The following is a 22,940-nucleotide window of genomic DNA, read 5'->3' as shown; positions in this document are numbered from 1 at the left end:
GGGTAACTTTCTTTCGGGAAGTACGCACTTCGGAGTGCGTTGGGTACCCCGGGGTGGGAGGCGCGGACGATGCCGACGCAGACGGCGGCGCAGAAGCGGGCGCAGGCGCGGGCCGAGTACGACGCGTTCCTCGCCGAATGCCCGAGCCGGCAACTTCTGGACCGGATCTCCGACAAGTGGGTGGCGCTGATCCTGGCCGCGCTCGGCCGCGACGGCCCCGATCACCACGCGGAGCCGCAGGTCATGCGCTACTCCGAGCTGTCCCGCCGGCTGGCCGGGGTCAGCCAGAAGATGCTCACCCAGACGTTGCGCTCACTGGAACGCGACGGTCTGGTCACCCGCACCGTGACGCCGAGCGTGCCGGTGACTGTCACCTACGAGCTGACCGACCTGGGCCTGTCGCTGCACCGCTTGACGTACGGCATCAAGGTGTGGGCCGAGGCGCACATGGACGAGGTGCACGCCAACCGCGAGCGGTACGACGCCGCGGTCGATCGCTGACCGGTCGCGCCGGTATTTTCCGAAACTTTCGGTCCTCGCCGCGGCTCTCGTCGCGCATCGTTCTCACGCACATCTGTGGACTCCCGCGCTGATCAGCCGGTCGAGTCCATGTTCGCGTTGACATCGACATTGACCGATCGTGCCGTCGCGGATATCTTCCCAAGGAAGTTACCGGTACATCTTCGAAAAGTTTCAGGGCAGTGACGCGGGGGTGGGCGCACCGCCGGCTCCCACCCGCGTCCAGCCGGGCATCGCCAGCGCATCATCGTCCGATATGCAGAGGAGTGTCATGAAACATCTACCGAGGCGCAGCCACCGCGTGGTGCTGGCCGCCGTCACCAGCGCGCTGGCACTTGCCGGTGCCGCGCTCGTGGTGCCCAGCCTGGCCCAGGCGGCGGCGAGCACGCTCGGTGCCGCCGCGGCACAGTCGGGCCGCTACTTCGGCACCGCCATCGCGGCGAACCGGCTGGGCGACTCCACGTACAGCACCATCGCGGCACGTGAATTCAACATGATCACGGCCGAGAACGAGATGAAGCCGGAAGCGCTGCAGCCCCAGCGGGGTCAGTTCAACTTCTCCTCCGGCGACCAGATCTACAACTGGGCGACCCAGCGCGGTCTCCAGGTCCGCGGCCACACTCTGGCCTGGCACGCGCAGCAGCCCGGCTGGATGCAGAGCCTGAACGGCAGCAACCTGCGTCAGGCGATGATCGACCACATCAACGGCGTGATGGCCCACTACCGGGGCAAGCTCGCCGCGTGGGACGTGGTCAACGAGGCGTTCAACGAGGACGGCAGCCGCCGCAGCTCCAACCTCCAGGGCACCGGCAACGACTGGATCGAGGTCGCGTTCCGCACCGCCAGGGCGGCCGACCCGTCGACGAAGCTCTGCTACAACGACTACAACATCGAGAACTGGTCGTACGGCAAGACCCAGGGTGTGTACAACATGATCCGGGACTTCAAGTCCCGGGGTGTGCCGATCGACTGCGTGGGTCTGCAGACCCACTTCACCGGCGGTAGCTCGTTGCCGGGCAACTTCCAGACCACGCTGCAGAACTTCGCCGCGCTGGGTGTGGACGTGGCGCTGACCGAGGTCGACGTGACCAACTCCTCGACCAGCCAGTACGCCGGGCTGACTCAGGCGTGCATCAACGTGCCGCGCTGTATCGGCATCACGGTGTGGGGCGTGCGGGACAGCGACTCGTGGCGCTCGAACGAGAGCCCGCTGCTGTTCGACGGCGGAGGCAACAAGAAGGCCGCGTACAACTCGGTCCTCAACGTCCTCAACGCCGCGTCGCCCAGCCCCACGCCGACCACGACCGTGTCGCCGACCGTGTCGCCAACCGTGTCGCCGACCGGCGGGCCGACCACGCCGCCCCCGACCAACGGCGCGAGCCGAATCGTCGGCAGCCAGTCCGGCCGGTGCATCGACGTGCCGAACTCCTCGCAGAGCAACGGCACCCGGGTGCAGCTCTACGACTGCCACGGCCAGACCAACCAGCGGTGGACCTACACCTCCAGCCGGCAACTGACCGTGTACGGCTCGATGTGCCTGGACGCCGCCGGCTCCGGCAACGGCTCGGCCGTCCAGATCTACAGCTGCAACGGACAGACGAACCAGCAGTGGAACGTCAACTCCAACGGCACCATCACCGGAGCCCAGTCCGGGCGCTGCCTCGACGTCTGGGGCACCGGCAACGGCCAGCAGGTGCAGATCTACGACTGCAACGGCCAGGCCAACCAGCGGTTCCAGCTCGTCGCGACGAGCTGACCTCCTCGTACGGCAACCGGCTCACCGTCGTGGTCTCGGCCACGGCGGTGAGCCGTTTGCGTGGTGCTCGCGTGCTGCCGGTGTCAGCCGATCAGCAACTCCGTGCGGTAGTCGGCGGCCAACGCGGCGGCCCGGTCCCGGCGCTCGGCCTGCTCCTCGTCGGTGAGAGCCGGCGGCGGCGAGGTGGGACCGTCCACCCGATCGCCCACCCGCAGGAAATACTCGTCCTGCCCGGCCGGCGTGCACATGCAGAGCAGCCGCGCGGGCTGGTCGAACGAGTTGCGGAAGAAGTGCGGCGCGTTCGCCGGAATGTTGATCGTGTCCCCGGCCCGCGCGACGGTCCGCTCGCCCCGGAACGTGAACTCCACCGCCCCGTCGAGCACCGTGAACATCTCCTCGAAGTCGTGCCGGTGCGGAGGCGGCCCACCGCCGGGCGGAACCCGCATGTCGATCAGGCAGTACCGGCCGGCCGTCTGCTCGCCGGTGACCAGGATCGTGTAGGTGCCGCCCGCGATGGCGAGGTGGGAGAGGGCGGGGTCGTCGGGGCGGGCGTGGACGAGGGTACGGGTCGGATCGTCGGACGGGATCGCACCGCTGGCCATCGGTTCTCTCCTCGATCGTCGGTCTGCGGATCGATCCCCCTCATAGCCATCCGGCAAGCCGCTAAACCTGGCGCTCCCGGCTGTCACTGTCGGGCTCCGCTCGGCGGCGTTGCTCGGGTTGCGAAGGAGGTACTCGGTTTCCCTCGACTCGCCTCCCGCCGGCGCTCATCACGGGCTCCTGGCCGGATCGAGTCATCGTTCCCTCCGCGTCATCGGTGACGCGGACGAGTCAGTGTTCCGTACTCCTGGCTTCGGTAGAGCCGTTTCCCGCGTCCAGCCGAGAAAACGGCGGTGCAGCACGCCGGCCGGCGTCCAGGGCATGTCCTCGGTGGCTTGCACGAGGTAGGAGCCGAGGTAGAGAGCCAGCGACACCGGGGCGTCGGCATACTCCGCGCGCAGTTCCCGCTTGTGTGGGACAGGGCCAGGGCAGGTCGCAGCCGCCACAGCTCCAGACCGGCATGACCGGGCCGTGGGTGGTCACCGCACACCCTCCAGAAAGCGGGCGGTGATCGGTGCTGACCGCGGAAGCACTGGTCATGGAAGCCCACGCCCATGCTGTCGCCCTTCACGAACGCGACTGCGCCGCCGCGCTTCATCAAGCAGAGCAAGCCCTCGACCGCGCCGACCGCAGCAGCGACCCGCAATGGCTCGGCTACTTCGACGAGGCGTACCTGTCAGCCAAGTTCGGCCATTGCTTTCACGCGCTCGGTCAACACCGTCGAGCCGAGCGCTTCGCCGCTCGCTCACTGAAGATGGACGAGCGTTACGTGCGCGGGAAGGCGTTCAACCTCGCCCTACTGGCCAGCGTCTACGCTCGTTACGGCGAGCCGGAACGTGCCAGCGCCATCGGCACCGAAGCCCTCAACCTCGCCACGCAGCTACGGTCGGCCCGTGCCGTCCGTTACGTGCGCGACCTGCAAACCGGTCTGACACCTCACCGCCGTACGCCAGCGGTACGGCAGTTCATCACCCGGGTCGACGCGGCACTCGGCCAGCGGCGCTGACTACAGCTCACCCCGGGCCTTCCGTGCCACCAATTCCAGCACCGCGATCACTGTGCCGGCACCCATGATCTCACCCTCGGACACGAGTCGCCGCGCCTCTTCCAGTGGAATCCAGGCCACCCGCTCGGTCTCGTTGACGTCCACCGGGGCGCCGATGTGCTCCGCCTCGCGGGCGAGGAACAGCAAGTTTCTCCGCGTCCGCGGTCGCCACCCACGGCTGAAACGACAGCAATGGTTCTACTGCCTCGGGACGCCACCCGGTCTCCTCCTCGACCTCCCGGACTGCGCACCTTGCCGGACCCTCGCCCTCGTCGACGTAGCCGCCGGGCAGCTCCCACACCCACCGGTCGAAGACAAACCGGTGCCGTCGCATCAGAAGCAGGCGCTCCTGGCCGTCGAGTACAGCAACCATGGCCGATCGGGGCGCCCGGATCACGTACTGCTCGAAGCGGATCCCGTCTGGAAGCTCCACGTCCGCGATGCTCAACTGGGAGCGCCGGCTGCCGTCGACAACCCGCTCACCATGAATCGTCCACCGCGTCGACCTGTCAGTCAGTTCCTCCGTCACCCGGCCAGTATCCGACCGGTGGCACCGGAACGCTGTCGAGCGGTGCCCTGCCGACTCGACTCGGTCCCGACCGCCCCTTCCTCCGCGCCGGATGTACGAACCCTGCTCATCAGGCTGACAGGCGCGGCCAAGATCGCGGCCACGCCTCCAGGCGCATGACGATTCGCAGGAGGCTAGCCTCAAACGCGGCCTCCTCAAGCTCGCCTCCTCGGCGGCGGGACCACAAGTCGCTCAGGTCATCTTCGATGGCACCAAGTTCGACGAGTCGGTCGGCGCAGTCGTGGCTTCTCTGACGCGCCTCGGCCGGACTGCCGGAGTCGGTGGCCATCTTGTCTGCGGCCACGGCCAGTGTGCAGCGTGCCTCTGCCGTGATGCCACGGCCGGCGGTCTCGACTGCCCGCAGGGTCCCTTCGGGTCCTCGAACGATCTCGACGAACAGGCCGAGCAGCCGCGAATTGCGCACGAGCGGTCCGTCCGTCATCGCCTACCCTCCAGCTGTTCGGTCCGCTGCCGCTTCGGAGAGCACCCCCGACACGGAGGTCGGGCTGGCGGTTGGTTCACTGATGCACTTCGCTGCTGTACCGCCCCCGATCATGCCAACAGCGACCCCGGTCGGGGCCGCTGAACTGTGGGGAGTGGGCCGGAGGCATCACCATGCGAACCGCAACGCCACCATCGCTGGTGAACTACTACCGCTACGTTCGCGCAGATCAGGAGGCTGATCAACCGCGACCCCGGCGGAGCTTGGGCGATCCGGCGGAGGTCGCCACCTTGGTCGAAGATGATCGGCAATCGGGCGCTCAGCGCTCGCGGTGCTCCTCCGGAAGGGAGGGGCCTTGCTGTAGCGGGCCTTGAGCGCCGGGTCGAGGGAGACTCGCCGACCCGGCTCGCGACAGCGTGACTACTCAACGAGGCGTCCGAGCAGCCAGCGCCCGCCCTCTGCCGGCCACTCTCGGCACCCCAGCCGGTCTCCGGGCGGGCGGTAGGCGTCTTCGACCGCGGCGCCGCCCGACCGCGGCGCCGCCCGACCGCGGCGCCGCCCGACCGCGGCGCCGCCCGACGGCGGTTCCGGCGACCGGACGCCGATCGGGCGCGGCCCGATCCCAGCGGCTACAGCCGTTCGAAGCTCTCCATACCGGCGAGTTCGAGCACCTTGGTCCGGGTCGCCGGACATTCCTGCCGGGTCTGGTCGTCGATCTGACGGCCAGTCGGCACGGCACCCTGCTTCTCGTACCACGAGTAGAGGTTCACGGTGAGGTTGGCCATCGTGCCCGTCTCGGACCCGATCCCTTTCAGGGTCGGCAACTGTCCGTCGAGGTAGGCACACACCTCCTTCGCCGACACCGGCGCCGAGCCGCTGGCCGGAGTGGACCCGGCGGTGCTGGACGCGGCGTCGGCTGCTGCGGGGGTGCCTGGCGCAGCGGCCCCGGAGGGCTCGGGCGCGCCCGCGTCGGCACACGCCGTCAGGGCGATCACCACACAGAGGATCGGCGCGAGCATTCGGATCGTTCTCATCGGTTCTCGTCCTGACGTGGTTGTCGGTGGTGGGTGACCGGCGGACAGCCCGCGGCGGATGGTTTGTCAGCCCTGACGGCGACAGCAGAGAGGAGCCACAGGCCGGCGGGCAGTCGGTAGCCGACGCCAGGTTCACGAAACCGTTCGAGCAGCCGGACCGCCCCCGCTCGGGCCGAAGCCTGCCCAGCCGGCGGCGCAGCCCGGTACGCCGCACCGGCGGCGCCGACCTCGATAAGCCATTCGGCCACCGCATCGGCATCGTCCGGAGCGTCCATAGTGATGTCATGCGGCGTGATCGTGACGGCGGTGAAGCCGGCGACGCTGAGGACCCGGGCGAGCCGTGCCGGGTCGGCGAAGGAGAACGGACCGGGCTCGTCACCCACCGGTAGCGGTGGTAGCGGCCCGAGGTGCGGTGCCGCGCCGAGCATCGCCGCGAACAGCCACGGGTTGACGCTGCCGTCGCGGAAGACGGTGGCGGCGAGGCGCCCTCCCGGGCGCAGTGATCGCCGGATCGCGGTGCAGCCGGCAATAGGATCCGCCAACAGCATCAGGGTCATTCGCGAGTACGCCGCGTCGAACGGTGCCCCCGGGACCACATCGAGGGTCTCGATGTCGGCCGTGCGGAACCGGACACTCGGGTACCGGTCCGGAGGGAACCGTTGCCGAGCGGCGGCCACCATCGCCTCGGCGATGTCGATACCGATCGCCGCGCCGGTATCGCCGACCGCCGCGGCGATCTCGGCCGTGGTGCCGCCGCAGCCGCAGCCCACATCAAGGATCCGTTCGGCCGGCCGTGCGGCCAATCGATCCATGGCCGGTGCGCCCAGCGGTCGACCGACCTCGTCCTGCCGATCGGCGTGCCGGATCCAGCCGGCTGCCGCACCCGTCCAGAAAGCGGCGCTGCGGGCCTGCAACGTGACGGTGTCGGCCATCAGAACGGCATCTCGGTGCCGTCGACGCTCATCGATCGGAAACTGGCCGCCTTGGTTGGATCGAAGCCGTCCTCCTGCGCCGCCAGGCCGGCAGCCCGGACCAGCCGTTCCGACTGGAACCGGCGGAACGCATCTTCGTCCTGCCAGATGTTGATGATCCGCCAGCCGCCCGCGGTCGGGCCGGCGACATGCGCGACGAGTCCCGGCGGTCGGTCCGGTCCGAGGTGTCGCTCCACCTGCCGGTACTCCGCCTCGCTGACACCGGGCATCTCCTGCAACACACCGAACGGCATGGCCGCCTCTTTCAATAGAGTTAGCATCTATCCAATAGAGCACTACACTCGCGGTGTGGTTGTCAAGAGGCGCTATGACTCGTCCCGGCGGAAGGAACAGTCCCGACAGACCCGACAGGCGATCCTCGAAGCGGCCAGCCGGCTGTTCGTCGACCCCGGATACGCGGCCACGCCGTTGACCGCCGTCGCCGCGGAGGCCGGCGTCGCGGTCCAGACGGTGTACGCGCTGTTCGGCAGCAAGCGGCAACTACTCTCCGATCTGGTTGACGTCACCCTGGCCGGCGACGATGAACCGGTAGCCCTGCCGGACCGACCCTTCGTCGCCGAGATCCGCGCGCTCGCCCACCCCCGCGCCAAGCTCGCCCGCTACGCCCGCCATCTGGTGGAGGTCAACGCCCGGCAGGCCCAGGTGATGCTCGCGTTGGCCGGAGCGGCCACGGCCGACCCAGACGCCGCCGAGGTCTGGCGCAAGAACATCGAAGAGCGCCGCCGCGGCATGGCCATGTTCGCCGCAGAACTCGTCGGCACGGGAGCACTCCGCCCCGACCTGGACGTCGAGCAGGTGGCCGACATCCTCTGGCTGGCCCAGGACGTCCGCAACTTCGACTGGCTCGTCCGACAACGCGGATGGCCGCTGGAGGAGTACCAGCGGTGGTACGTGGACACCGTCAGCGGCGCCACCATCGCCGGCGGCGAATAGCGGACCGGCTCCGGCTCACACCTCTGGCCGCCTTTCCGACTGGAGATCGACAGTACGATCCGCGCGACCGCAGGCCGCGTTCGCTGAGCCGACGCTTCGCAGCCTCGACGCCATCCACTTGGCCGCCGCCCAAGTGCTGACCAACGAGTTCGGACGGGCACTCATCGCCTTGGTCACCTACGACCGGCGACTGCTCGAGTGCGCCAAGGAAACAAAGCAGGACTGCCCATCGCCGGTCCCGGCCAGAACTGACCCGCGACTCCCAAGAGCCGGGCGTGGCCGCGCGGCCAGGATATCGGCCGTGGCCTGCGTTCTTGTGACCCTGCGCCCCGCCGTTTGGGTATCCGTTCCGGTGGGCCGCCAGGGACTCGAACCCTGAACCTATGGATTAAAAGTCCACAGCTCTGCCATTGAGCTAGCGGCCCGCACGGCACAGGTTACCCGAAGCCGATCAGCCCGGCGTGCGTCGCGCATCGACCCTCCGACCACGCGCCGACACCGCCACGGCGCCGCTTCGGGCCCTCCGCTGCGTCCGCGGACCGCTACGCTTCGACAATGTCGAGCTGGCGCTGGGCGCGGTCCGCTCTGGTGCCACTCGTCGCCCTGGTAGCCCTGCTCGGCCTGGTGGTGCAGTCGGAGGGCATCGACACCACAGCCGAGTTCGTGGCGCTGCCCGTCGTCCTGGCCTCCTCCGGTGCGCTCTACCTGCGCCGGCGATACCCGGTGACTGTGGGCGTCGTGGCGCTCGCCGCTGTCGCCGCGTACGGGGCTCTGCTGCACCGCCCCGGGCCGATCATGCTGGTGTTCGTCCTGGCGCTGTACACGGTCGTCGACGAGGGGTACCTCGCGGTCGCGGTGGGGCTCGGCCTGGCCTCTGTCGTATCGTTCGCCGTCGCCGACAGCTACACCCGGACCGGGGTCAGCGGGAACGGCGCGACGCTGCTGCACGCCGGCTGGCTCGTCGCGGTCATCGTCGGCGTGACCCGTAACCGGCGGGCCTATCTCGCCGAGGTGCAGGCCCGGGTGCTCGCCGCAGAGCAGCGCAAGGAGGAGGAGGCCCGCCACCGGGCCACCGAGGAGCGGCTACGGATCGCCCGCGAGCTGCACGACCTGCTCGGCCACCACCTGTCGCTGATCAGCGTGCAGGCGAGCGCCGCGTTGCACCGGCCCGATCCGGAGCGGTCCGCGGAGGCGCTCACGGTGATCAAGCAGACGAGCCGGGAGACGCTGCGCGAGCTGCGGGCGGCGCTCGGCGTGCTCCGGCAGGAGGGTACGACGCCGAGCCGGCCCGCACCCGGCCTGGACCGCCTCGACGAGCTGGTCACGGGGGCCGGGCGGCGCGGGTTGACGGTGCGTACCGAGGTGACGGAGACCGGGCCGCTCCCGCCGGAGGTGGACCTGTCCGCGTACCGGATCGTCCAGGAGGCGCTCACCAACGTGAGTCGTCACGCGGGCGCGACCTCGGCGGTGGTCCGGGTCGTGCCGGACGGCGACGAGGTGCTGGTGGAGGTGGCGGACGACGGCGCCGGCCCCACGGGCCCGCACGACACAACGCCCGGCAACGGGATCCTCGGCATGGGCGAGCGGGCCCGGGCGCTGGGCGGCTCGCTCACCACCGGGCCCGGGCCGGACGGTGGGTTCCTGGTGCGGGCCCGCCTTCCGCTGCGGCCCGCGCCGCTGCCGGTCCCGGCGCCACGCGCGGAACTGGGGGAGAAGACATGATCCGGTTGCTGCTCGCCGACGACCAGACTTTGGTACGCGCGGGCTTCCGCTCCATCCTCGACGGCGAGGACGGCATCGAGGTGGTCGGTGAGGCTGCAGACGGCGCCACGGCGGTACGGCTGACGCGGGAACTACGGCCGGACGTCGTCCTCATGGACATCCGGATGCCGCTGCTGGACGGGCTGGCCGCCACCCGGGAGATCGTCGCCGGCACCGCCGCCCGGGTGATCATCCTGACCACCTTCGACCTGGACGACTACATCTACGGCGCGTTGCGGGCCGGCGCGAGTGGCTTCCTGGTCAAGGACACCGAGCCGGCGGAGCTGATCCACGGCGTACGGGTGGTGGCGCGGGGCGACGCGTTGATCGCCCCGGCCGTCACCCGCCGGCTGATCGCCGAGTTCGCCGCCCGGACCCGGCATCCGGACCCGGGCCCCAGGCTGAACGCGCTCACCGAGCGGGAGCGGGAGGTGCTCGCCCTGGTCGCCGCCGGCCTGTCGAACGACGAGATCGCGGCCCGGCTCGTGCTGAGCCCGGCCACCGCGAAGACGCACGTCAGCCGGATCATGACCAAGACGCGGGTACGGGACCGGGCTCAGCTCGTGGTGCTCGCGTACGAGTCGGGGCTGACCGTGCCCGGCTGGCTCACCGCCTCCTGAACGAGCCGCCGGGCCGACGCGGCTGACGCGAGCGACCGGGCCGACGCGAGCCGCCGGGACGGAACGAGCGACCCGGTCAGGCGGTGCGCCGGGAACGGGCCAGCGCCACCCCGCCCAGCACCGCCCCGATCAGCCCGAACGCCACCCCGGCGACCGCGCCGGCCCGGCCCTGGCCGCTGCCGAGACCCTCGGTGGTCAGCGCCAGATGCCACGCGCTGAGGACCAGGCCGATCACTCCCGCCGCGGCAGCCACCAGGGCCTGGACGCGCCCCTCGCCCGGCCCGCGACCGGACCGGCTCAGGGCCAGTCCGCCGACGACCACGCTGGCCAGGGCCACCACGGCGAAGACTGTGGCGCCGACCCGGCCAGAGCCGCCGATGCCCCCGGCGGCGAGCGAGGTGTGCGCGGCCGGGGCGACTGCGCCGGCGAGCAGGTGCATGGACATTCTGGGACTCCCTCGGGTCGCGGCAAGTGGTGACGGCGGCAGCGTATGGACGGGCATCGCCGCCGGTCGTCGCCCCGGAGTCGTCGATCGGGCTACCACCCCTGGAGTACGCGCTGCGCCCGCGTACTCCAGGGGTTGTCGTTGCCGGGCGTGAACGGCGGCGGCCGGGGAACCTGGGCGACCATGCGAGTCACGACCACCGCCGCCGTGGCGGCGTCCCGCGAGGTGCCGGGCGACGACGGCGTACGCCGGCCGGGCGGTGAGGTGCACGCCTGGCTGCCGGGCCGGAACCAGACGCTGTGCGGGCTGCCGCTGAGCACGAACCCCCGTCCGTGAGCGGTTGCTGCCCGGTTCAGCGGGTACCGCACCCGTCATGCGCATCGTGATCGTGGGGGCGACCGGCAACGTGGGGACGGCAGTGTTGCGCCGGCTGCGGCGGGAGGCGGGCACCGAACTGGTCGGCGTGGCCCGGCGGCTGCCCGGACCGGACGCCGGTGAACCGTACGACGACGTGGAGTGGCACTCCTGCGACATCGGTGCACCGGGTGCCGCCGACCAGCTCGTGCGGATCTTCGCCGGGGCGCGGGCGGTAGTGCACCTGGCCTGGCAGATCCAGCCCAGCCACGACCGCCGCACGCTCCACCGGACCAACGTCGGCGGCAGCCGCGCGGTGATCGAGGCCGCCGTCCGGGTCGGCGTTCCGGCCCTCGTGTACGCCTCATCTGTCGGCACCTACGCGCCCGGCCCGAAGAACCAGCCGGTCAGCGAGAACTGGCCGGCGACCGGGGTGGAGACGTCGTCGTACAGCCGGGACAAGGCGGAGGTGGAGGCACTACTCGACGGCGTGCAGCGGGAGCACCCGAACCTGCGCGTGGTACGGCTGCGGCCGGGGCTGATCTTCCAGCGGGAGGCCGGTACGGAGATCAGCCGCTACTTCCTCGGCCCACTGGTGCCGGTGCGCCTGCTGCGGTACGGCCGGATTCCACTGGTGCCGTCGAACCGGCGACTCCGGATGCAGGCGGTGCACGCCGACGACGTGGCGGACGCGTACGCCCGAGCGGTTGTCGGGGATGCGAGCGGCGCCTTCAACGTGGCGGCCGACCCGGTGCTGACGCCGGAGCTGGTGGCCCGGCACTTCCACGGCTGGACGCTGCCGGTGGCGGTGCCGGTGCTGCGGGCCGCGGCGGCGCTTACCTGGCGGGCGCGGCTGCAACCGGTCGACACCGGGTGGGTCGACCTGGCGCTGAACGTGCCGCTGATGTCCAGCCACCGCGCCGAGACCGAACTCGGGTGGAGCCCGAGCGTCGACACGGTGACCGCCCTGAAGGAGCTGTTCGCCGGGATGGCCGCTCGGGCCGGCACCGACTCCCCACCGATGTCCCCGGACCCGACGCTCCCCGGCCGGCCCGCCGCCCTGACCAGAGGCCACCTCCCCGGCCACCCCAACCCCTACTGACCCCACCCTTCGCCTGCCCGACCCGGCTCCAGCCTCGGGCCACCCCGCCCTCGCCCTATCTCGCCGCCACCCCGCCTCGCCCTATCCCGCCCTCGCCCTGTTGATCAAGGAGTTTGTGTCGCGCGCAGAGATCAACCAGGACACAAACCCCTTGATCACCGAGCCAAGGGGGGTAGGCGCGAGAGCGCGAGGGCGGAGCGGCCACTCTCCAGGCGGGGATTGCTCGGTGATCATGAAGTTGGCGGGGCGACACGCCGATGACGGAGCCGTCAACTTCATGATCGACAGGGTGGGGTGGGAGCGGCGTGCGCAGGCCGGGTGCTCAGGCGGCGATCATGAGGTTGACGGCGCGACACGCCGGACGGGGAGGCCGCCAACTTCATGATCGACGGGGCGGGACGGGACAGCGCAAGGCGGGGCGGGGAGAGGTCAGACGGTTAGGAGATCTGGGCGCCCAGGAAGAAGATGCCGGGGTGGCCCTTTGTCTCGAAGCCTCGGCTGGGGTTTCGCCGCAGGGTGCTGCTGTCGATCTTCAGGGTGCCGGTGCGGTTGTTGCTGACGAAGAAGATCGCACCACCGCCCTCGTTCGCGCTGTTGTCCTCGATCACCGTGCCGGCGATCCGTACCGCGAACTCGTTGCCGTCGCAGTAGATCGCGCCGCCGCTGCCGCCACCCGGCGTGCCGCCCCGGGCCGGGTTCGCGCCCGTACCGACCGCGCGGTTGTCCCGGAAGACGCTGTTCAGCACCGTCCAGGAGACGCCGATGCTGCTCAGCGCCCCGCCGTTCGCGCACACCCCGCCGGTGAAGGTGCTGCTCACCACGTACACCGGTTTGTTCTCGAACTGGCTCAGCACGCGCAGCGCGGCGCCGCCCAGGTCGGGGCCGGTACGGTCGCAGCGGTTGCCGACGAACCGTGAGTTGATCACGGCGAACCGCCCACCACGTACGAAGATCGCGCCGCCCCCACCGCCCTCGGTGCGATCGCCCGTGGCGTCCCCGTCGGCGAACGTCAGGTTCTGCACGGTGAGCCGCGGGTGGTCCTGGTTCTGGCAGTGCGAGGTGGTCCAGCCCTGCGCCTCGTCGCACGTGTTCATGTAGAGGATCCGGCGCTTGCCGCCGCCGCTCAGCGTGACAGTGCCGCCGCCGTCCAGCACGACGCGCGGGCCGTGCGAGTTCACCACCTTCGCGGTGGCCTTCATCGTGATGGTGACCGGCGCGGGCCCGCAGTCGAACGTGATGACGCCGCCGGCCGCGACGGCCTTCACCACCGCCTCCGAGGTGCAGCTCGCCGGGGTGCCGCTGCCGACGGTACGGGTCGGGCGCGAGGTGTCCACCGGACGCGCCTCGGCCGGTACGGCGGCCCGGCCAGCCGGGTTGCCGGCGCGGAACGTGACGGTGGCCGCGCTGGGGCTCGGCCGGACGCTGCCGAGACCGGCCCGCCCGCTCGACGAGGCCGCCGGGGCGGCTGCCGGACCGGCCGACGAGCCGGCGCCGGCGGCGGGCGCGACAGCCGGATCGTCGTCGCCGCAGGCGGGGAGCGTCGCCGTCGCCAGGGTGAGGACGAGCAGAGTGACAGCCGACTTCACGCGCACCGCCCGATGCTAGGAGGACCGCCCGCCCCGGCACGACTCCACAGCCGATCCTTAACCCGCCGCTAAGCCGGCGGCCGGCGACCGGGCGGAGGCAGCGCGGAAGCAACGCGGCGGCACCGGCGACCGAGCACTCCGGTCAGGCGTGCGAGAGCGCGAACGCGACCAGGAAGCCGAGCACTGTGATCAGCCCGACCAGCAGGTGCGCGTCGGCGAACGCCTCCGGGACCATGGTGTCGGTGATCATCGCGAGGATCGCGCCCGCCGCGAGCGCGGTGATCGTCGCCAGCAGCTCGGGCGGCGCGCCGCCCAGCAGCGTGTACCCGGCCAGCGCCGCCGCGCCGGAGATCAGCGCGATGGCCGTCCACAGCCCGAACACGTAGCGCCGGGTACGCCCGGCCTGCCGCATGCCCGCCGCGCTGGACAGCCCCTCCGGCACGTTGCTGAGGAACACCGCGATGACGGTGACCAGGCTGACCGGGCCGCCTGCGAGCAGGCTCGCGCCGATCACCACCGATTCGGGTACGCCGTCGAGCAGCGCGCCGACAGCGATGGCCGTACCCGAGCCGGGCTGCTCCTGCTCGGAGGGCTGCTCGTCGCCGGAACGCTTGCGGTGCCGCGCGCCGTGCCGGGCCAGCAGCACGTTCGCCCCGGTGTACGCGAGCGCGCTGATCGCCGCGCCGATCACCACCGGCCGCAGGCCGCCCTGCTCGTGCGCCTCGTCGATCAGCTCGAACGAGACGGCGGAGAGCAGCACGCCCGCCCCGAACGCCATCACCGAGGCGGTCATCCGGCGCGGTACGCGCGCGAAGAACCCGACGGCCGCCCCGATCAGCAGGGCCGACCCGGCGAGCAGGCCCCAGAATCCCGCTTCCAGCCACTCCGGCACGCGCTGGACCCTACCCCCGGACGCGTGCCGCCAACCGGGTCAGAAGTCGGCGAACAGGTGCGGAAGTTCGCGGGGGAAGAGGCGGCGCAGCTCACCGGCCGCGTCCACGGGCACCTCGCCCAGTCCGCGTACCACCACCTCGGCCGGGTCGAGCACCCCGTACGCCAGGGCGGACAGCCCGGCGGCGGTGAGCCGCGCGGTCGGCACGCTGCCCTCGGCGGCGGTCTGCGCCGGCAGCACCGTGAGCTTGCCCGTGCTGCCGTCGAGCAGGTGGCGACCGGCGAGCCACCGGTCGCCTACCACCTCGACCAGTACCCGGCCGACCCCGACCGGCTGCTCGGCGAGCGCGTCCAGGCTGAGCAGCCGGGCCATCGGCGCGGTCGGGTCGGGCCGGGCCACCCGCGCCTCCACCTGCACGTCGAGGTCGGTGAGCCACAGCTCGGGCAGTTCGTCGGGGGTCACCTGGACGCTGATCCGGGCCACCTGGTCGACGTGCCGGGCGAAGAACTGGAGCACCGACGCGCGGGCGTACGCGTCGTCGACCAGCAGGTCGTCGGCGAACAGCGTGCCGGCGTGGTCGTCGATGCGGTAGGTCACCGCGCCGACCGTCTCGCCGCCGCGCACCACGCTGACCAGCCAGCGGTCGTCGCGGTCGCGCAGCCCGACCGCCCGGAAGTCCGGGAAGACCGCGAAGCCGTGGCGTTCGCGCAGGCACCGCTCGGTGTACGCGCGCCACCGCGGATACCCCGCGCCGATCCGCTCCCAGACCAGCTCGTCGGGCAGCTCGGCGCGCAGCAGCGGCGCCAGGTCCGCCGGGTTGAAGATCGCGGTACGCCGCCGGGGCAGCCCGATGTAGCCGAAGCGCTCGTAGAACGAGGCGCGGAACGGGTGCAGCGCGGTGAGCTGGTGGCCCTCCTCGCGCACGCCGTCGAGGAGCTGCTGCATGAGCGTGCGGACGTGGCCGCGCCGGCGGGCCAGCGGATGAGTGGCCACGCCGGCGACACCGGCCATCGGCAGCACCGCGCCGCGCAGGTTCTGCCGCATCGGTATCGCCGACACGGCCGCCGCGGTGACCCCGTCCTCCTCGGCCACCAGCGTCGTGTTCCCGGCGTTGTACGGCAGGTACGCGCGGAACTGGTCGGTCCGGGTGGCGCCCATCGGCGAGGCCTCGAACGCGTACGCCTGGAGCGGGAAGCTGGTGGTCAGTCGTTCATCGGCGGCCAGCCGGCGAATGTGCATCCGTTCATCCCAACCGCACCCGCCGTGGTCCGCAACCGGAAAGGGCGCCCGCTCACGCCTGGGTGACGTCCGAGATGACCACAGTCACGTTGTCCGGCGCGCCGGCCTGGTGGGCCAGTTTCACCAGTTGCTCGCCGCACTGCTGGCGGTCCCCGTAGGTGGCGAGTGCCGCCGCGATGGCGGCGTCCTCCACGTAGTCGGAGAGGCCGTCGCTGCACAGCAGCAGCCGGTCGCCGGGGAAGACGGTGAGCGCGCCGACGGCGGGCGGCGCGTCGGAGCCCTGCACCGCGCGGGTGACGAGCGAGCGCTGCGGGTGGTGCCGGGCCTGGTCGCGGGAGAGCGCGCCCTGGTCGACGAGCGCCTGCACGAACGTGTCGTCGCGGGTGAGCTGGGTCAGCTCGTGGTCGCGCAGCAGGTAGCAGCGGGAGTCGCCGACCTGGGCCAGGACCAGGGTGTCGCCGGCGAGCAGGGCGGCGGTGAGCGTCGTACCCATGCCGTCGCGGGCCGGGTCCACCGTGATGGCCGCGCGGATGCGCTGGTTCGCGGTGCTGACGACGGCGCGCAGCGCGTCGGCCGCCTCGTCGGCGCCGGTGGGCGGCGTCAGCTCGTCCAGGATCCGGATGACGATCTCGCTGGCCACCTCGCCGGCGGGGAGCCCGCCCATGCCGTCGGCCACCGCCACGAGGCGGTCACCGGCGAGTGCGGAGTCCTCGTTGTTGGTCCGGACGAGGCCGACGTCGTTGAGGATGGCCGAGCGGAGGATGAGCGTCATGACGACAAGCTTGCCAAGAAGAACGGGTCCGCGTCTGCACGCGCTGGCGGGTCTGCTGAAAGAAATGTCATCAGCTTGCATCCTGGGTATGCGTCAACTGTCCGGTGTGGACGGACGAGGATAGCGCAGCAGGAGGCTCGCGTGGACCTCCTCCTCGCCCACCGCCGCGTAGGTGTGCGGCACGTCGGAGGACCACCGCAGGTAGCCCCCGGGACCGGCGGTCAGCGGGGCGTCGGCCGGGCCGGCGCGGAGCACGCCGGAGAAGACCGTCACGTGTTCGGTCACGCCGTCGGAGTGGGCGGGGGAGAGCTGCGCCGGTCCCGGTGCGACCCGCATCCGGTACAGCTCGTATGTCGCCTCCCGGTCGTCGAACACCTCCAGCAGCGTGGCGCCGACCGCGGCCCCGCGTACGGTCGGCGCCTCGCCGGGCGCGGAGAGCACGGCGGTCAGCGGTACGCCGAGCTGCGCGGTGATCGCGTACAGGGTCTCCAGCCGGGGGTTGCGCACGCCGTTCTCCAGGCCGGAGAGCGTGGCCTTGCCGACGCCCGCGAGGCGGGCCAGCTCGGACAGGGAGATCCCCCGCTCGGTACGGAGTGAGCGAATGCGCCGGCCCACCTCCCGGGCACCCTGGTCGTCGGCTGGTGCGGCGGCTGTCATGGGGGCTATCGTGCTACACCGTGCCGTTCCGTAAACGGAACGGCCGGAGGAGGAGAGCATGGGGGGTCGGCTCCAGCCCGTCCTGGCCGGCGTGGTGACCGCCCTGGTCGGCTTCGCCAGCTCGTTCACCGTCGTCCTGGCCGGGCTGCGCGCGGTCGGCGCCAACCCCGACCAGGCCGCCTCCGGCCTGCTCGCGCTCTGCGTCGCCAGCGGCGCCTGCGCGGTCTGGCTCGGCCTGCGGCACCGGCTGCCGCTCGCCATCGCCTGGTCCACACCGGGCGCGGCACTGCTCGTGGCCACCGGGCCGGTCCCCGGCGGCTGGCCCGCCGCGGTCGGTGCCTTCCTGCTCGCCGGGCTGCTGATCATCGCGGCCGGGCTGATCCCCGCGCTCGGCCGCGCGGTCGCCGCGATCCCCGCCCCGATCGCCTCCGCCATGCTCGCCGGGGTGCTGCTGCCGCTGTGCACGGCTCCGGTACGCGCCCTCGTCGAGGTGCCCCGGCTCGCCGGGCCGGTGGTGCTGGTCTGGCTGCTGCTGCACCGGTTCGCCCGCCGCTGGGCGGTACCCGGCGCGCTCGCCGTGGCGGTCGTCGCGATCGCGCTCACCACCACCGGCCCGGCCCGGCTGGACGCCGCACCGGTCGTCGCGCTCACCGCCCCGGCCTGGACGCTGCCCGCCGTCGTCGGGCTCGCGCTGCCGCTGTTCCTGGTCACCATGGCCGCCCAGAACGTGCCCGGCACCGCGGTGCTCGCCGGGTACGGCTACCGCGCTCCGCTGGGCTCGGCGCTGCGGGTGACAGGCATCGCCACCGCGCTCGGCGCCCCGGCCGGCGGGCACGCGGTCAACCTTGCCGCGATCACCGCCGCGCTGGCCGCCGGACCGGACGCCCACCCGGATCCGGAACGGCGCTGGATCGCCTCGGTCACCGCCGGGATCGGCCTGGCCCTGCTCGGCCTGGGCGCCGGCGTGGCCACCGCCCTGGTGCTGCTCTCCCCGCCGGTGCTGGTCGAGGCCGTCGCCGGGCTCGCCCTGCTCGGCGCGCTCGCCGGAGCGGTCACCGCGGCGGTCGCCCAGCCGGACGCGCGGGAGGCGGCGGTGGTGACGTTCGTGGTCACCGCCTCCGGGGTGAGCCTGCTCGGAGTGGGCGGCGCGTTCTGGGGACTGGTCGCGGGCTGGCTCATGCTGCTGCTGTTCCGCCGCCGGGCCGCACCTCCGCCGGTCGAGCCGGCCGAGCCGGAACCCGCCCCGTCGGTTCCCGCCCGCTCAGGGTGACAACTGTTAGCGTGACGTACGCAGGAGGCCCGCGAGGGTTCCCGCAACCGCCTCAGGGCCCGCTCTCACGCGGGCCCTTTGTGCCTCACCCACCCGGTTGCTCAGCCCATCGCTGTCTGCTGAGGCGGAAACCGCAGTTCGAGTTCGACCGTCTGAACATTCTCCTGACTCACTGTTATCGGTGCTGGCCGCCCGATGTGGTAGCCCTGAGCGAAGTCGACCTCGGCCGCGTGCAGAAGGTCCATCGTCTCCTTGTCCTGGACGTACTCGGCGGCGACACGGATGCCGAGCGTGTGACACAGTTCGACAAGCGCCGACACCACAGCCTGGTCTGCCGGGGATCGGCAGAGGTCGACGATGAACGCTCCGTCGATTTTGACGAGGTCCACCGGCAGGTACTTCAGTTGAGCGAGAGCGCCGTAGCCGGTGCCGAAGTCGTCGAGCGCGAGGTGGCACCCGATTTCCCTGATTCCCGTGGCGAAGGTCAGGGCCTCGTTCCGATTCTCGATCAGCGCGGTTTCGGTGATTTCGAATGTCAGGCACTCCGGCTTGACGCTGTGCCGATTGATCGCCTCGGTCACGAAGGTGAGTAGACCCGGGTCGGCGAGCGATTTCCCGGAGACGTTCACTTGATAGTGGGAGGTCTGGGCTCCGCGGCCGATCAGTTCCAGAGCATGATCGATGACCCATTTGTCGACGGACAGGATCTCACCCACACGCTCGGCCATGTCGAGGAAGGCCCACGGCGCGACCGGTTCGCCGGTGTCACTCCGTATCCGCAGCAGAATCTCGTGACGGGCGATCTGGTTGAGTGCGAGATCGGTGATGGGCTGGGCGTACAGGGCGAAACGGTTCGTCGAGACAGCGCCGAGAATCCGCGAACGGCAGCGCTCCGTCCGCTCCCTCTCGGCGGCCGGATGCTCCAGGACCTTGACGTCGGTCGCGCTCCGGCGTGCGTCGCGGGCCGCGTGCTCGCCGTCGATGAGAAGGTCGAAGCCGGTGTCCGGGATGTCGCTGCCGAAATGGACCACACCGGCTGAGATGTTGAGCCGCAGTGGCTTCTGGCGGACGCTGAAGAGATGATTCCGGAACTTGTCGACGATCCGCGCAGCCAGGCTCTCAGCCGCCCCCGCTTGTTCCTGTCGGGCAAGTAGCAAGCCCCACGAGCCGGAGCCCACCAGGCCGCTGGTCACGTCATGCCCGACGACTGTGCGCAGGGTCCGGGCGATGTCAGCCGTCAGTTGGTCCCGGTCCTCGTCGGTGAGCGCGTCAGGCATGCGGGTGGCGGGCTCGGTCGTGACGACGATCAGGGCGCCGCCGGTCGTGCGACGCGCCCTGTCGACCTCGTCGATGACATAGCCCCGGGTCTGTAGTCCGGTGAGCACGTCCCGTACGGCCAGATCGGCGCCGAGCATCTGACGGCGGATGGCGAGCCGACGCTGCTCCTGGCGAGCGAGCTCGAGCGCGGTGACGTCCTCGCCCGTGGCGATGACGCCGACCGGCCGGCCCGCCTCGGTCAGGATCTCGAGGTGGCAGGACACGTGGCGGATGCTGCCTCCGGGTTGGACCACCCGGAAGCCGATCTCGTCGGGACGGCTCTGCTCCCACGCCGTCCTCACCACGTCGAGGACACGCTCGACATCAGCGGGATGGACGAGTTCGAAGAGCGTCCGCGGGGTGAGGCGGAGCGTTCCGGGCGCGTGGCCGACGATCATCGCCATCTCGTCGGACCAGGAGAGCCGCTCGGAATGCTCCGTCTGGCCGGCGCCGAGCAGCCAGGTGACCGTGCCCCGCTTCGCGAGCTGGGCGGCGCGCGCCACCCGGGTGGCCTCGTCGGCGTCCCACGTCAGCGGGTCGACGAGGTCGGCATCCACGATGATCTTGTAGCCCTCTGTCAGGGAGAGGTCGTACTGACTCTGCACCGTCCGTGCGACACGTCGGGCGCGGGCGAGTTCGAGAGGGCTGGGCCTGGTCTCGGCCAAGGTCAGGATGTCATCGAGGTCCACGGCCCGCCCCCTGACGCCGGTCGCGCTCCGAACGGGTGAAGCCTGCTTCCTCGGCCAGTTCGCCCAGCCTCTTCTTGGCGGCGGTCTTGTAGGAGCGGACACTGTTCTCGGTCAGCCCGAGAATGCTTGCGATCTCCTGGTTGGAGAAGCCCTCCCGCGACATCTGGAACACTTCGGCGTGCCGTGCCGGTAGCTGGTGCAGCCAGCCTCGCAGCGTCTCCTGCGCCTCCCACACGTCCGCGATGTCCGAGTGGGACGACGGTGGCAGGTCTTCCGGTGCCACCGCGGCTTCCCGCTGGCGCCGATCGTGGTCCTTCAGCATCTTGAAACGGGCCGTGCTGATGATCCAGCCGGCCGGTTTGACGTGCTCGCGAAGCTTGGGCCACTCGACTCGGCCGTGCAGATACGCTTCCTGAAGGGCGTCGTCCACCGCTTGACGGTCTCGACACGTCGCCCTGAGGATCCGTTCGACCCGGTAGTAGGAGCCCTCGGCGAATTCGGCGAACTCCCGGTCGTGGAGCGCTTTCAGGCGGGCTGCCTCCGCCTCGCGCAGAGCGTCGCTGTCGGCGGGGCCCGGTGTCAGAGCGGCCGTGCCCTTGATGTCGGTCACGCCGCCTCCTCGACGGCCTCGGGCTTCGACGCGCTGCGTCCGCCCAGCTCGACCTCTCGATGCCCGTCGCGGTCGCGTTCCACGATCCGCACGACGTCATGGTCGGCCTCCGCGAGCCGAATCAGCCATGTCACCCGGGCTGTGGTGCGTGTCGTCGCCTCGCGTTCCTCGTTTATCCGGGCCCGGTATGCCACATAGGCTCGCACCAGGCCGGCGACCACTCCGGCGACTGCTGCAGCCACGGCCACCACCTGGTATCCGGTGAGCGGTTCCGCCAGCGCTTCGTTCATCGTTCCCCCTCGACCCCCTTGGTTCGCCAAATAACTATCCGTGGCGGAGGGTCGATGTAGATACGTGAGCGCGCGCAATGTTTTTGAAGATCAATGATCAAGGCATTCATCTGCGATTAGAGCGCAAAGTCACGCCATTGGGACTCTGTGCAAGCGGATTGGTGAGCGCCTTTTCGGGGCAACTTGCATTGATCATTGATTACCGTGGGTGATAAATGCATCACCTCTGCCGGGGCTCACTCCTCGGCGGGCAGCTCCGTGACCGGGACGGTGAGGCGTACCGCGCCGTCGCTCACCGCGGCGATCCGGTCGGCCAGCACGTAGACCGCGCCGGTGCGGACCAGTTCGGTGGAGACCTTGAGGTAGCCGTCGCGCAGCAGCCGGGCGGCCAGGTCGGCCGGTACGTCGGGCTCCTCGACCGCCGCCGACTCGATCAGCTCGTCCAGGCTGCTGCCCGGGTCGACCGGGGCGGGCGCCTGCACTGTCACCGCGGCCGGGTCGCCACGCTGCACGAGATCGACTGTGCCCACCTCGACGCCTGCGGAGTCGACCACCCGCATGCCGGTGGTGACCCGGGAGACGGTGTCCTGCTGCTGGCTCATGCAGAAGCGGTTCCCGGGGCGCGCGGGCGCTAAACGGACGGGGCCCAGCCGCCCGGCGGGCGGGGGGACAGCTCGCGCCAGGTGTCGGTGCCGTCCAGCAGCGCGCGGACCGTCTCCTCGGCCTCCTCGACGCTGGCGTGCTCGTAGAACCGGGAGACCCCCTCGGCGCCGCCGGCCCGCTGCTCCACGTGCCAGCGGTCGCCGTCCACCCGGAGGAAGACGTCACGCCGGGCGAGGCGTCCCCATTTCCCGTTCCACCAGTGCCTACGCTGCTCCATGCCCGGACTCTATCGAACATGTGTTCGATAGACGTCGGCCCCCGCGGGATTCCCGCGAGGGCCGATCGGCTATGGCGTCAGCGCGGCGCGGGCGGCTCCTGCCGGCGGCCGAGCGCGTCGTCCAGGGCGCTGCGCTGGCCGGGGGTGCCGTGGTTGCCGGCGAGCAACGCGTCCCGGATCTCGGTGAGCAGCTTGACCTCCTCGCTCGGGGCCGACGGCGGCGGCTCCTCGCCGCGCTTGCGCCGCTCGGCGAGCCTGTTCATCGGGTAGACGACGAGGAAGTACAGCGCCGCCGCGGTGAGCAGGAACGTGATCGCCGCGTTGACGAAGGCCACCCAGTCGAACGGGATCTCACGGAACGTCGGCGTCGAGCCGGTGAGCCCGTTCTTGCTGCCGGTGATCAGCGCGATGAACACCCGCACCAGCGGTTCCAGGAACGACTTGGTGAGCTGGGTAACCACGCCGGTGAACGCGGCGCCGATGACGACACCGACCGCCAGGTCGACGACGTTGCCGCGCATGATGAAGTCTTTGAAGCCCTTGAGCATCCGTACTCCCGTGCCCTGA

Annotated in this window: 25 protein-coding genes, 1 tRNA gene and 3 pseudogenes; 9 read left to right on the top strand and 20 right to left on the bottom strand. The window is 71.0% G+C overall.

The genetic code is table 11. The features are described 5' to 3' along the window. Nucleotides 1–69: 69 nt before the first annotated feature. On the top strand, nucleotides 70–501 hold the full coding sequence (locus SM452_RS14810) for a winged helix-turn-helix transcriptional regulator (RefSeq protein WP_463840101.1): 432 nt from the start codon (nucleotides 70–72) through the stop codon (nucleotides 499–501). 289 nt (nucleotides 502–790) lie between these two features. After that, on the top strand, nucleotides 791–2,275 hold the full coding sequence (locus tag SM452_RS14805) for an endo-1,4-beta-xylanase (RefSeq protein ID WP_463840100.1): 1,485 nt from the start codon (nucleotides 791–793) through the stop codon (nucleotides 2,273–2,275). An 83-nt stretch (nucleotides 2,276–2,358) separates the two neighbouring features. On the opposite strand, the gene SM452_RS14800 is transcribed toward SM452_RS14805, so the two are convergent. Then, entirely contained in the window at nucleotides 2,359–2,877 is a 519-nt protein-coding gene (locus tag SM452_RS14800) for a cupin domain-containing protein (protein WP_463840099.1), read from the bottom strand. Between the two features lie 192 nt (nucleotides 2,878–3,069). After that, nucleotides 3,070–3,358: pseudogene (locus SM452_RS14795) on the bottom strand (hypothetical protein). Nucleotides 3,359–3,389: 31 nt separating this feature from the next. Here SM452_RS14795 and SM452_RS14790 point away from each other — a divergent pair. Then, a pseudogene (locus SM452_RS14790) lies at nucleotides 3,390–3,881 on the top strand (XRE family transcriptional regulator); the annotation flags it as partial. Here the strand turns inward: SM452_RS14790 and SM452_RS14785 are convergent. The 5 genes and pseudogenes from SM452_RS14785 to SM452_RS14765 all read right to left on the bottom strand — a co-directional run bounded on the left by SM452_RS14785 (nucleotide 3,882) and on the right by SM452_RS14765 (nucleotide 7,189). After that, nucleotides 3,882–4,449, bottom strand: a pseudogene (locus tag SM452_RS14785) (NUDIX hydrolase). 109 nt (nucleotides 4,450–4,558) lie between these two features. Then, on the bottom strand, nucleotides 4,559–4,930 hold the full coding sequence (locus SM452_RS14780; protein ID WP_262015675.1) for a hypothetical protein: 372 nt from the start codon (nucleotides 4,928–4,930) through the stop codon (nucleotides 4,559–4,561). 629 nt (nucleotides 4,931–5,559) lie between these two features. Next, nucleotides 5,560–5,949 (bottom strand): hypothetical protein, encoded by a 390-nt coding sequence (locus SM452_RS14775; RefSeq protein WP_355514603.1) that lies wholly within the window; start codon nucleotides 5,947–5,949, stop codon nucleotides 5,560–5,562. Nucleotides 5,950–5,960: 11 nt separating this feature from the next. Beyond that, nucleotides 5,961–6,896, bottom strand: a complete 936-nt coding sequence (locus SM452_RS14770; protein ID WP_463840098.1) for a methyltransferase domain-containing protein — start codon at nucleotides 6,894–6,896, stop codon at nucleotides 5,961–5,963. Then, entirely contained in the window at nucleotides 6,896–7,189 is a 294-nt protein-coding gene (locus SM452_RS14765) for a hypothetical protein (protein WP_262015672.1), read from the bottom strand. The genes SM452_RS14770 and SM452_RS14765 overlap by 1 nt, the downstream gene beginning before the upstream one ends. Before the next feature lie 55 nt (nucleotides 7,190–7,244). On the opposite strand from SM452_RS14765, the gene SM452_RS14760 reads away from it, so the two are divergent. Further along, nucleotides 7,245–7,889 (top strand): TetR/AcrR family transcriptional regulator, encoded by a 645-nt coding sequence (locus tag SM452_RS14760; protein ID WP_262015671.1) that lies wholly within the window; start codon nucleotides 7,245–7,247, stop codon nucleotides 7,887–7,889. 353 nt (nucleotides 7,890–8,242) lie between these two features. Here SM452_RS14760 and SM452_RS14755 read toward each other — a convergent pair. Beyond that, a tRNA-Lys gene (locus tag SM452_RS14755) sits at nucleotides 8,243–8,314 on the bottom strand. Nucleotides 8,315–8,444: 130 nt separating this feature from the next. Between SM452_RS14755 and SM452_RS14750 the strand changes: the two genes are divergently transcribed. Beyond that, nucleotides 8,445–9,611 carry a sensor histidine kinase gene (locus SM452_RS14750; RefSeq protein WP_463840097.1) on the top strand — a complete coding sequence of 389 codons (1,167 nt, stop codon included), beginning with the start codon at nucleotides 8,445–8,447 and terminating at the stop codon, nucleotides 9,609–9,611. Next, complete coding sequence (locus SM452_RS14745; RefSeq protein WP_463840096.1) at nucleotides 9,608–10,270, top strand: response regulator; 663 nt, start codon at nucleotides 9,608–9,610, stop codon at nucleotides 10,268–10,270. Before SM452_RS14750 ends, SM452_RS14745 begins: the two co-directional genes overlap by 4 nt. Nucleotides 10,271–10,346: 76 nt before the next feature. Here the strand turns inward: SM452_RS14745 and SM452_RS14740 are convergent, their stop codons facing one another. Then, complete coding sequence (locus tag SM452_RS14740) at nucleotides 10,347–10,715, bottom strand: DUF6223 family protein (protein ID WP_262015638.1); 369 nt, start codon at nucleotides 10,713–10,715, stop codon at nucleotides 10,347–10,349. Nucleotides 10,716–10,898: 183 nt separating this feature from the next. On the opposite strand from SM452_RS14740, the gene SM452_RS14735 reads away from it, so the two are divergent. Continuing rightward, nucleotides 10,899–11,051 carry a hypothetical protein gene (locus SM452_RS14735; RefSeq protein WP_357211042.1) on the top strand — a complete coding sequence of 51 codons (153 nt, stop codon included), beginning with the start codon at nucleotides 10,899–10,901 and terminating at the stop codon, nucleotides 11,049–11,051. A gap of 37 nt (nucleotides 11,052–11,088) precedes the next feature. After that, a complete protein-coding gene (locus tag SM452_RS14730) occupies nucleotides 11,089–12,171 on the top strand; it encodes an NAD-dependent epimerase/dehydratase family protein (protein ID WP_463840095.1) in 1,083 nt (360 codons plus the stop codon). Between the two features lie 437 nt (nucleotides 12,172–12,608). Here SM452_RS14730 and SM452_RS14725 read toward each other — a convergent pair whose 3' ends face one another. From SM452_RS14725 to SM452_RS14705, 5 genes are all read right to left on the bottom strand, one after another. Beyond that, nucleotides 12,609–13,757 carry a hypothetical protein gene (locus tag SM452_RS14725; protein ID WP_463840151.1) on the bottom strand — a complete coding sequence of 383 codons (1,149 nt, stop codon included), beginning with the start codon at nucleotides 13,755–13,757 and terminating at the stop codon, nucleotides 12,609–12,611. Between the two features lie 142 nt (nucleotides 13,758–13,899). Next, the gene (locus tag SM452_RS14720; protein WP_463840094.1) at nucleotides 13,900–14,649 is read right to left on the bottom strand and encodes a ZIP family metal transporter; all 750 of its coding nucleotides are present in this window, start codon (nucleotides 14,647–14,649) and stop codon (nucleotides 13,900–13,902) included. Between the two features lie 39 nt (nucleotides 14,650–14,688). Then, nucleotides 14,689–15,888: a GNAT family N-acetyltransferase gene (locus SM452_RS14715; protein ID WP_262015635.1), complete on the bottom strand. Its 1,200-nt coding sequence runs from the start codon at nucleotides 15,886–15,888 to the stop codon at nucleotides 14,689–14,691. Nucleotides 15,889–15,940: 52 nt separating this feature from the next. Further along, nucleotides 15,941–16,660, bottom strand: a complete 720-nt coding sequence (locus tag SM452_RS14710; protein ID WP_262015634.1) for a PP2C family protein-serine/threonine phosphatase — start codon at nucleotides 16,658–16,660, stop codon at nucleotides 15,941–15,943. Between the two features lie 93 nt (nucleotides 16,661–16,753). Next, nucleotides 16,754–17,317, bottom strand: a complete 564-nt coding sequence (locus SM452_RS14705; protein WP_463840093.1) for a helix-turn-helix domain-containing protein — start codon at nucleotides 17,315–17,317, stop codon at nucleotides 16,754–16,756. Between the two features lie 58 nt (nucleotides 17,318–17,375). On the opposite strand from SM452_RS14705, the gene SM452_RS14700 reads away from it, so the two are divergent. Further along, nucleotides 17,376–18,587, top strand: a complete 1,212-nt coding sequence (locus tag SM452_RS14700) for a benzoate/H(+) symporter BenE family transporter (RefSeq protein ID WP_463840092.1) — start codon at nucleotides 17,376–17,378, stop codon at nucleotides 18,585–18,587. Nucleotides 18,588–18,688: 101 nt separating this feature from the next. Here SM452_RS14700 and SM452_RS14695 read toward each other — a convergent pair whose 3' ends face one another. The 6 genes from SM452_RS14695 to mscL form a co-directional block, all read right to left on the bottom strand. Next, complete coding sequence (locus tag SM452_RS14695; protein ID WP_262015631.1) at nucleotides 18,689–20,593, bottom strand: EAL domain-containing protein; 1,905 nt, start codon at nucleotides 20,591–20,593, stop codon at nucleotides 18,689–18,691. Beyond that, nucleotides 20,580–21,203 (bottom strand): RNA polymerase sigma factor, encoded by a 624-nt coding sequence (locus SM452_RS14690; protein ID WP_262015630.1) that lies wholly within the window; start codon nucleotides 21,201–21,203, stop codon nucleotides 20,580–20,582. Before SM452_RS14690 ends, SM452_RS14695 begins: the two co-directional genes overlap by 14 nt. After that, nucleotides 21,200–21,493, bottom strand: coding sequence for a hypothetical protein (locus SM452_RS14685; RefSeq protein ID WP_262015629.1), 294 nt, complete (start codon nucleotides 21,491–21,493; stop codon nucleotides 21,200–21,202). Before SM452_RS14685 ends, SM452_RS14690 begins: the two co-directional genes overlap by 4 nt. Before the next feature lie 236 nt (nucleotides 21,494–21,729). Continuing rightward, on the bottom strand, nucleotides 21,730–22,095 hold the full coding sequence (locus tag SM452_RS14680; RefSeq protein WP_262015628.1) for a hypothetical protein: 366 nt from the start codon (nucleotides 22,093–22,095) through the stop codon (nucleotides 21,730–21,732). Nucleotides 22,096–22,124: 29 nt separating this feature from the next. After that, complete coding sequence (locus SM452_RS14675; RefSeq protein ID WP_026268772.1) at nucleotides 22,125–22,373, bottom strand: hypothetical protein; 249 nt, start codon at nucleotides 22,371–22,373, stop codon at nucleotides 22,125–22,127. Between the two features lie 77 nt (nucleotides 22,374–22,450). Next, the gene (gene mscL / locus SM452_RS14670; RefSeq protein ID WP_262015627.1) at nucleotides 22,451–22,921 is read right to left on the bottom strand and encodes a large conductance mechanosensitive channel protein MscL; all 471 of its coding nucleotides are present in this window, start codon (nucleotides 22,919–22,921) and stop codon (nucleotides 22,451–22,453) included. Between the last annotated feature and the right edge of the window lie 19 nt (nucleotides 22,922–22,940).

It is taken from the genome of Micromonospora sp. SYSU B005, assembly GCF_055362685.1.
Note: the sequence above shows the minus strand (reverse complement) of the source record. Positions and strands in the feature narration are given on the sequence as shown.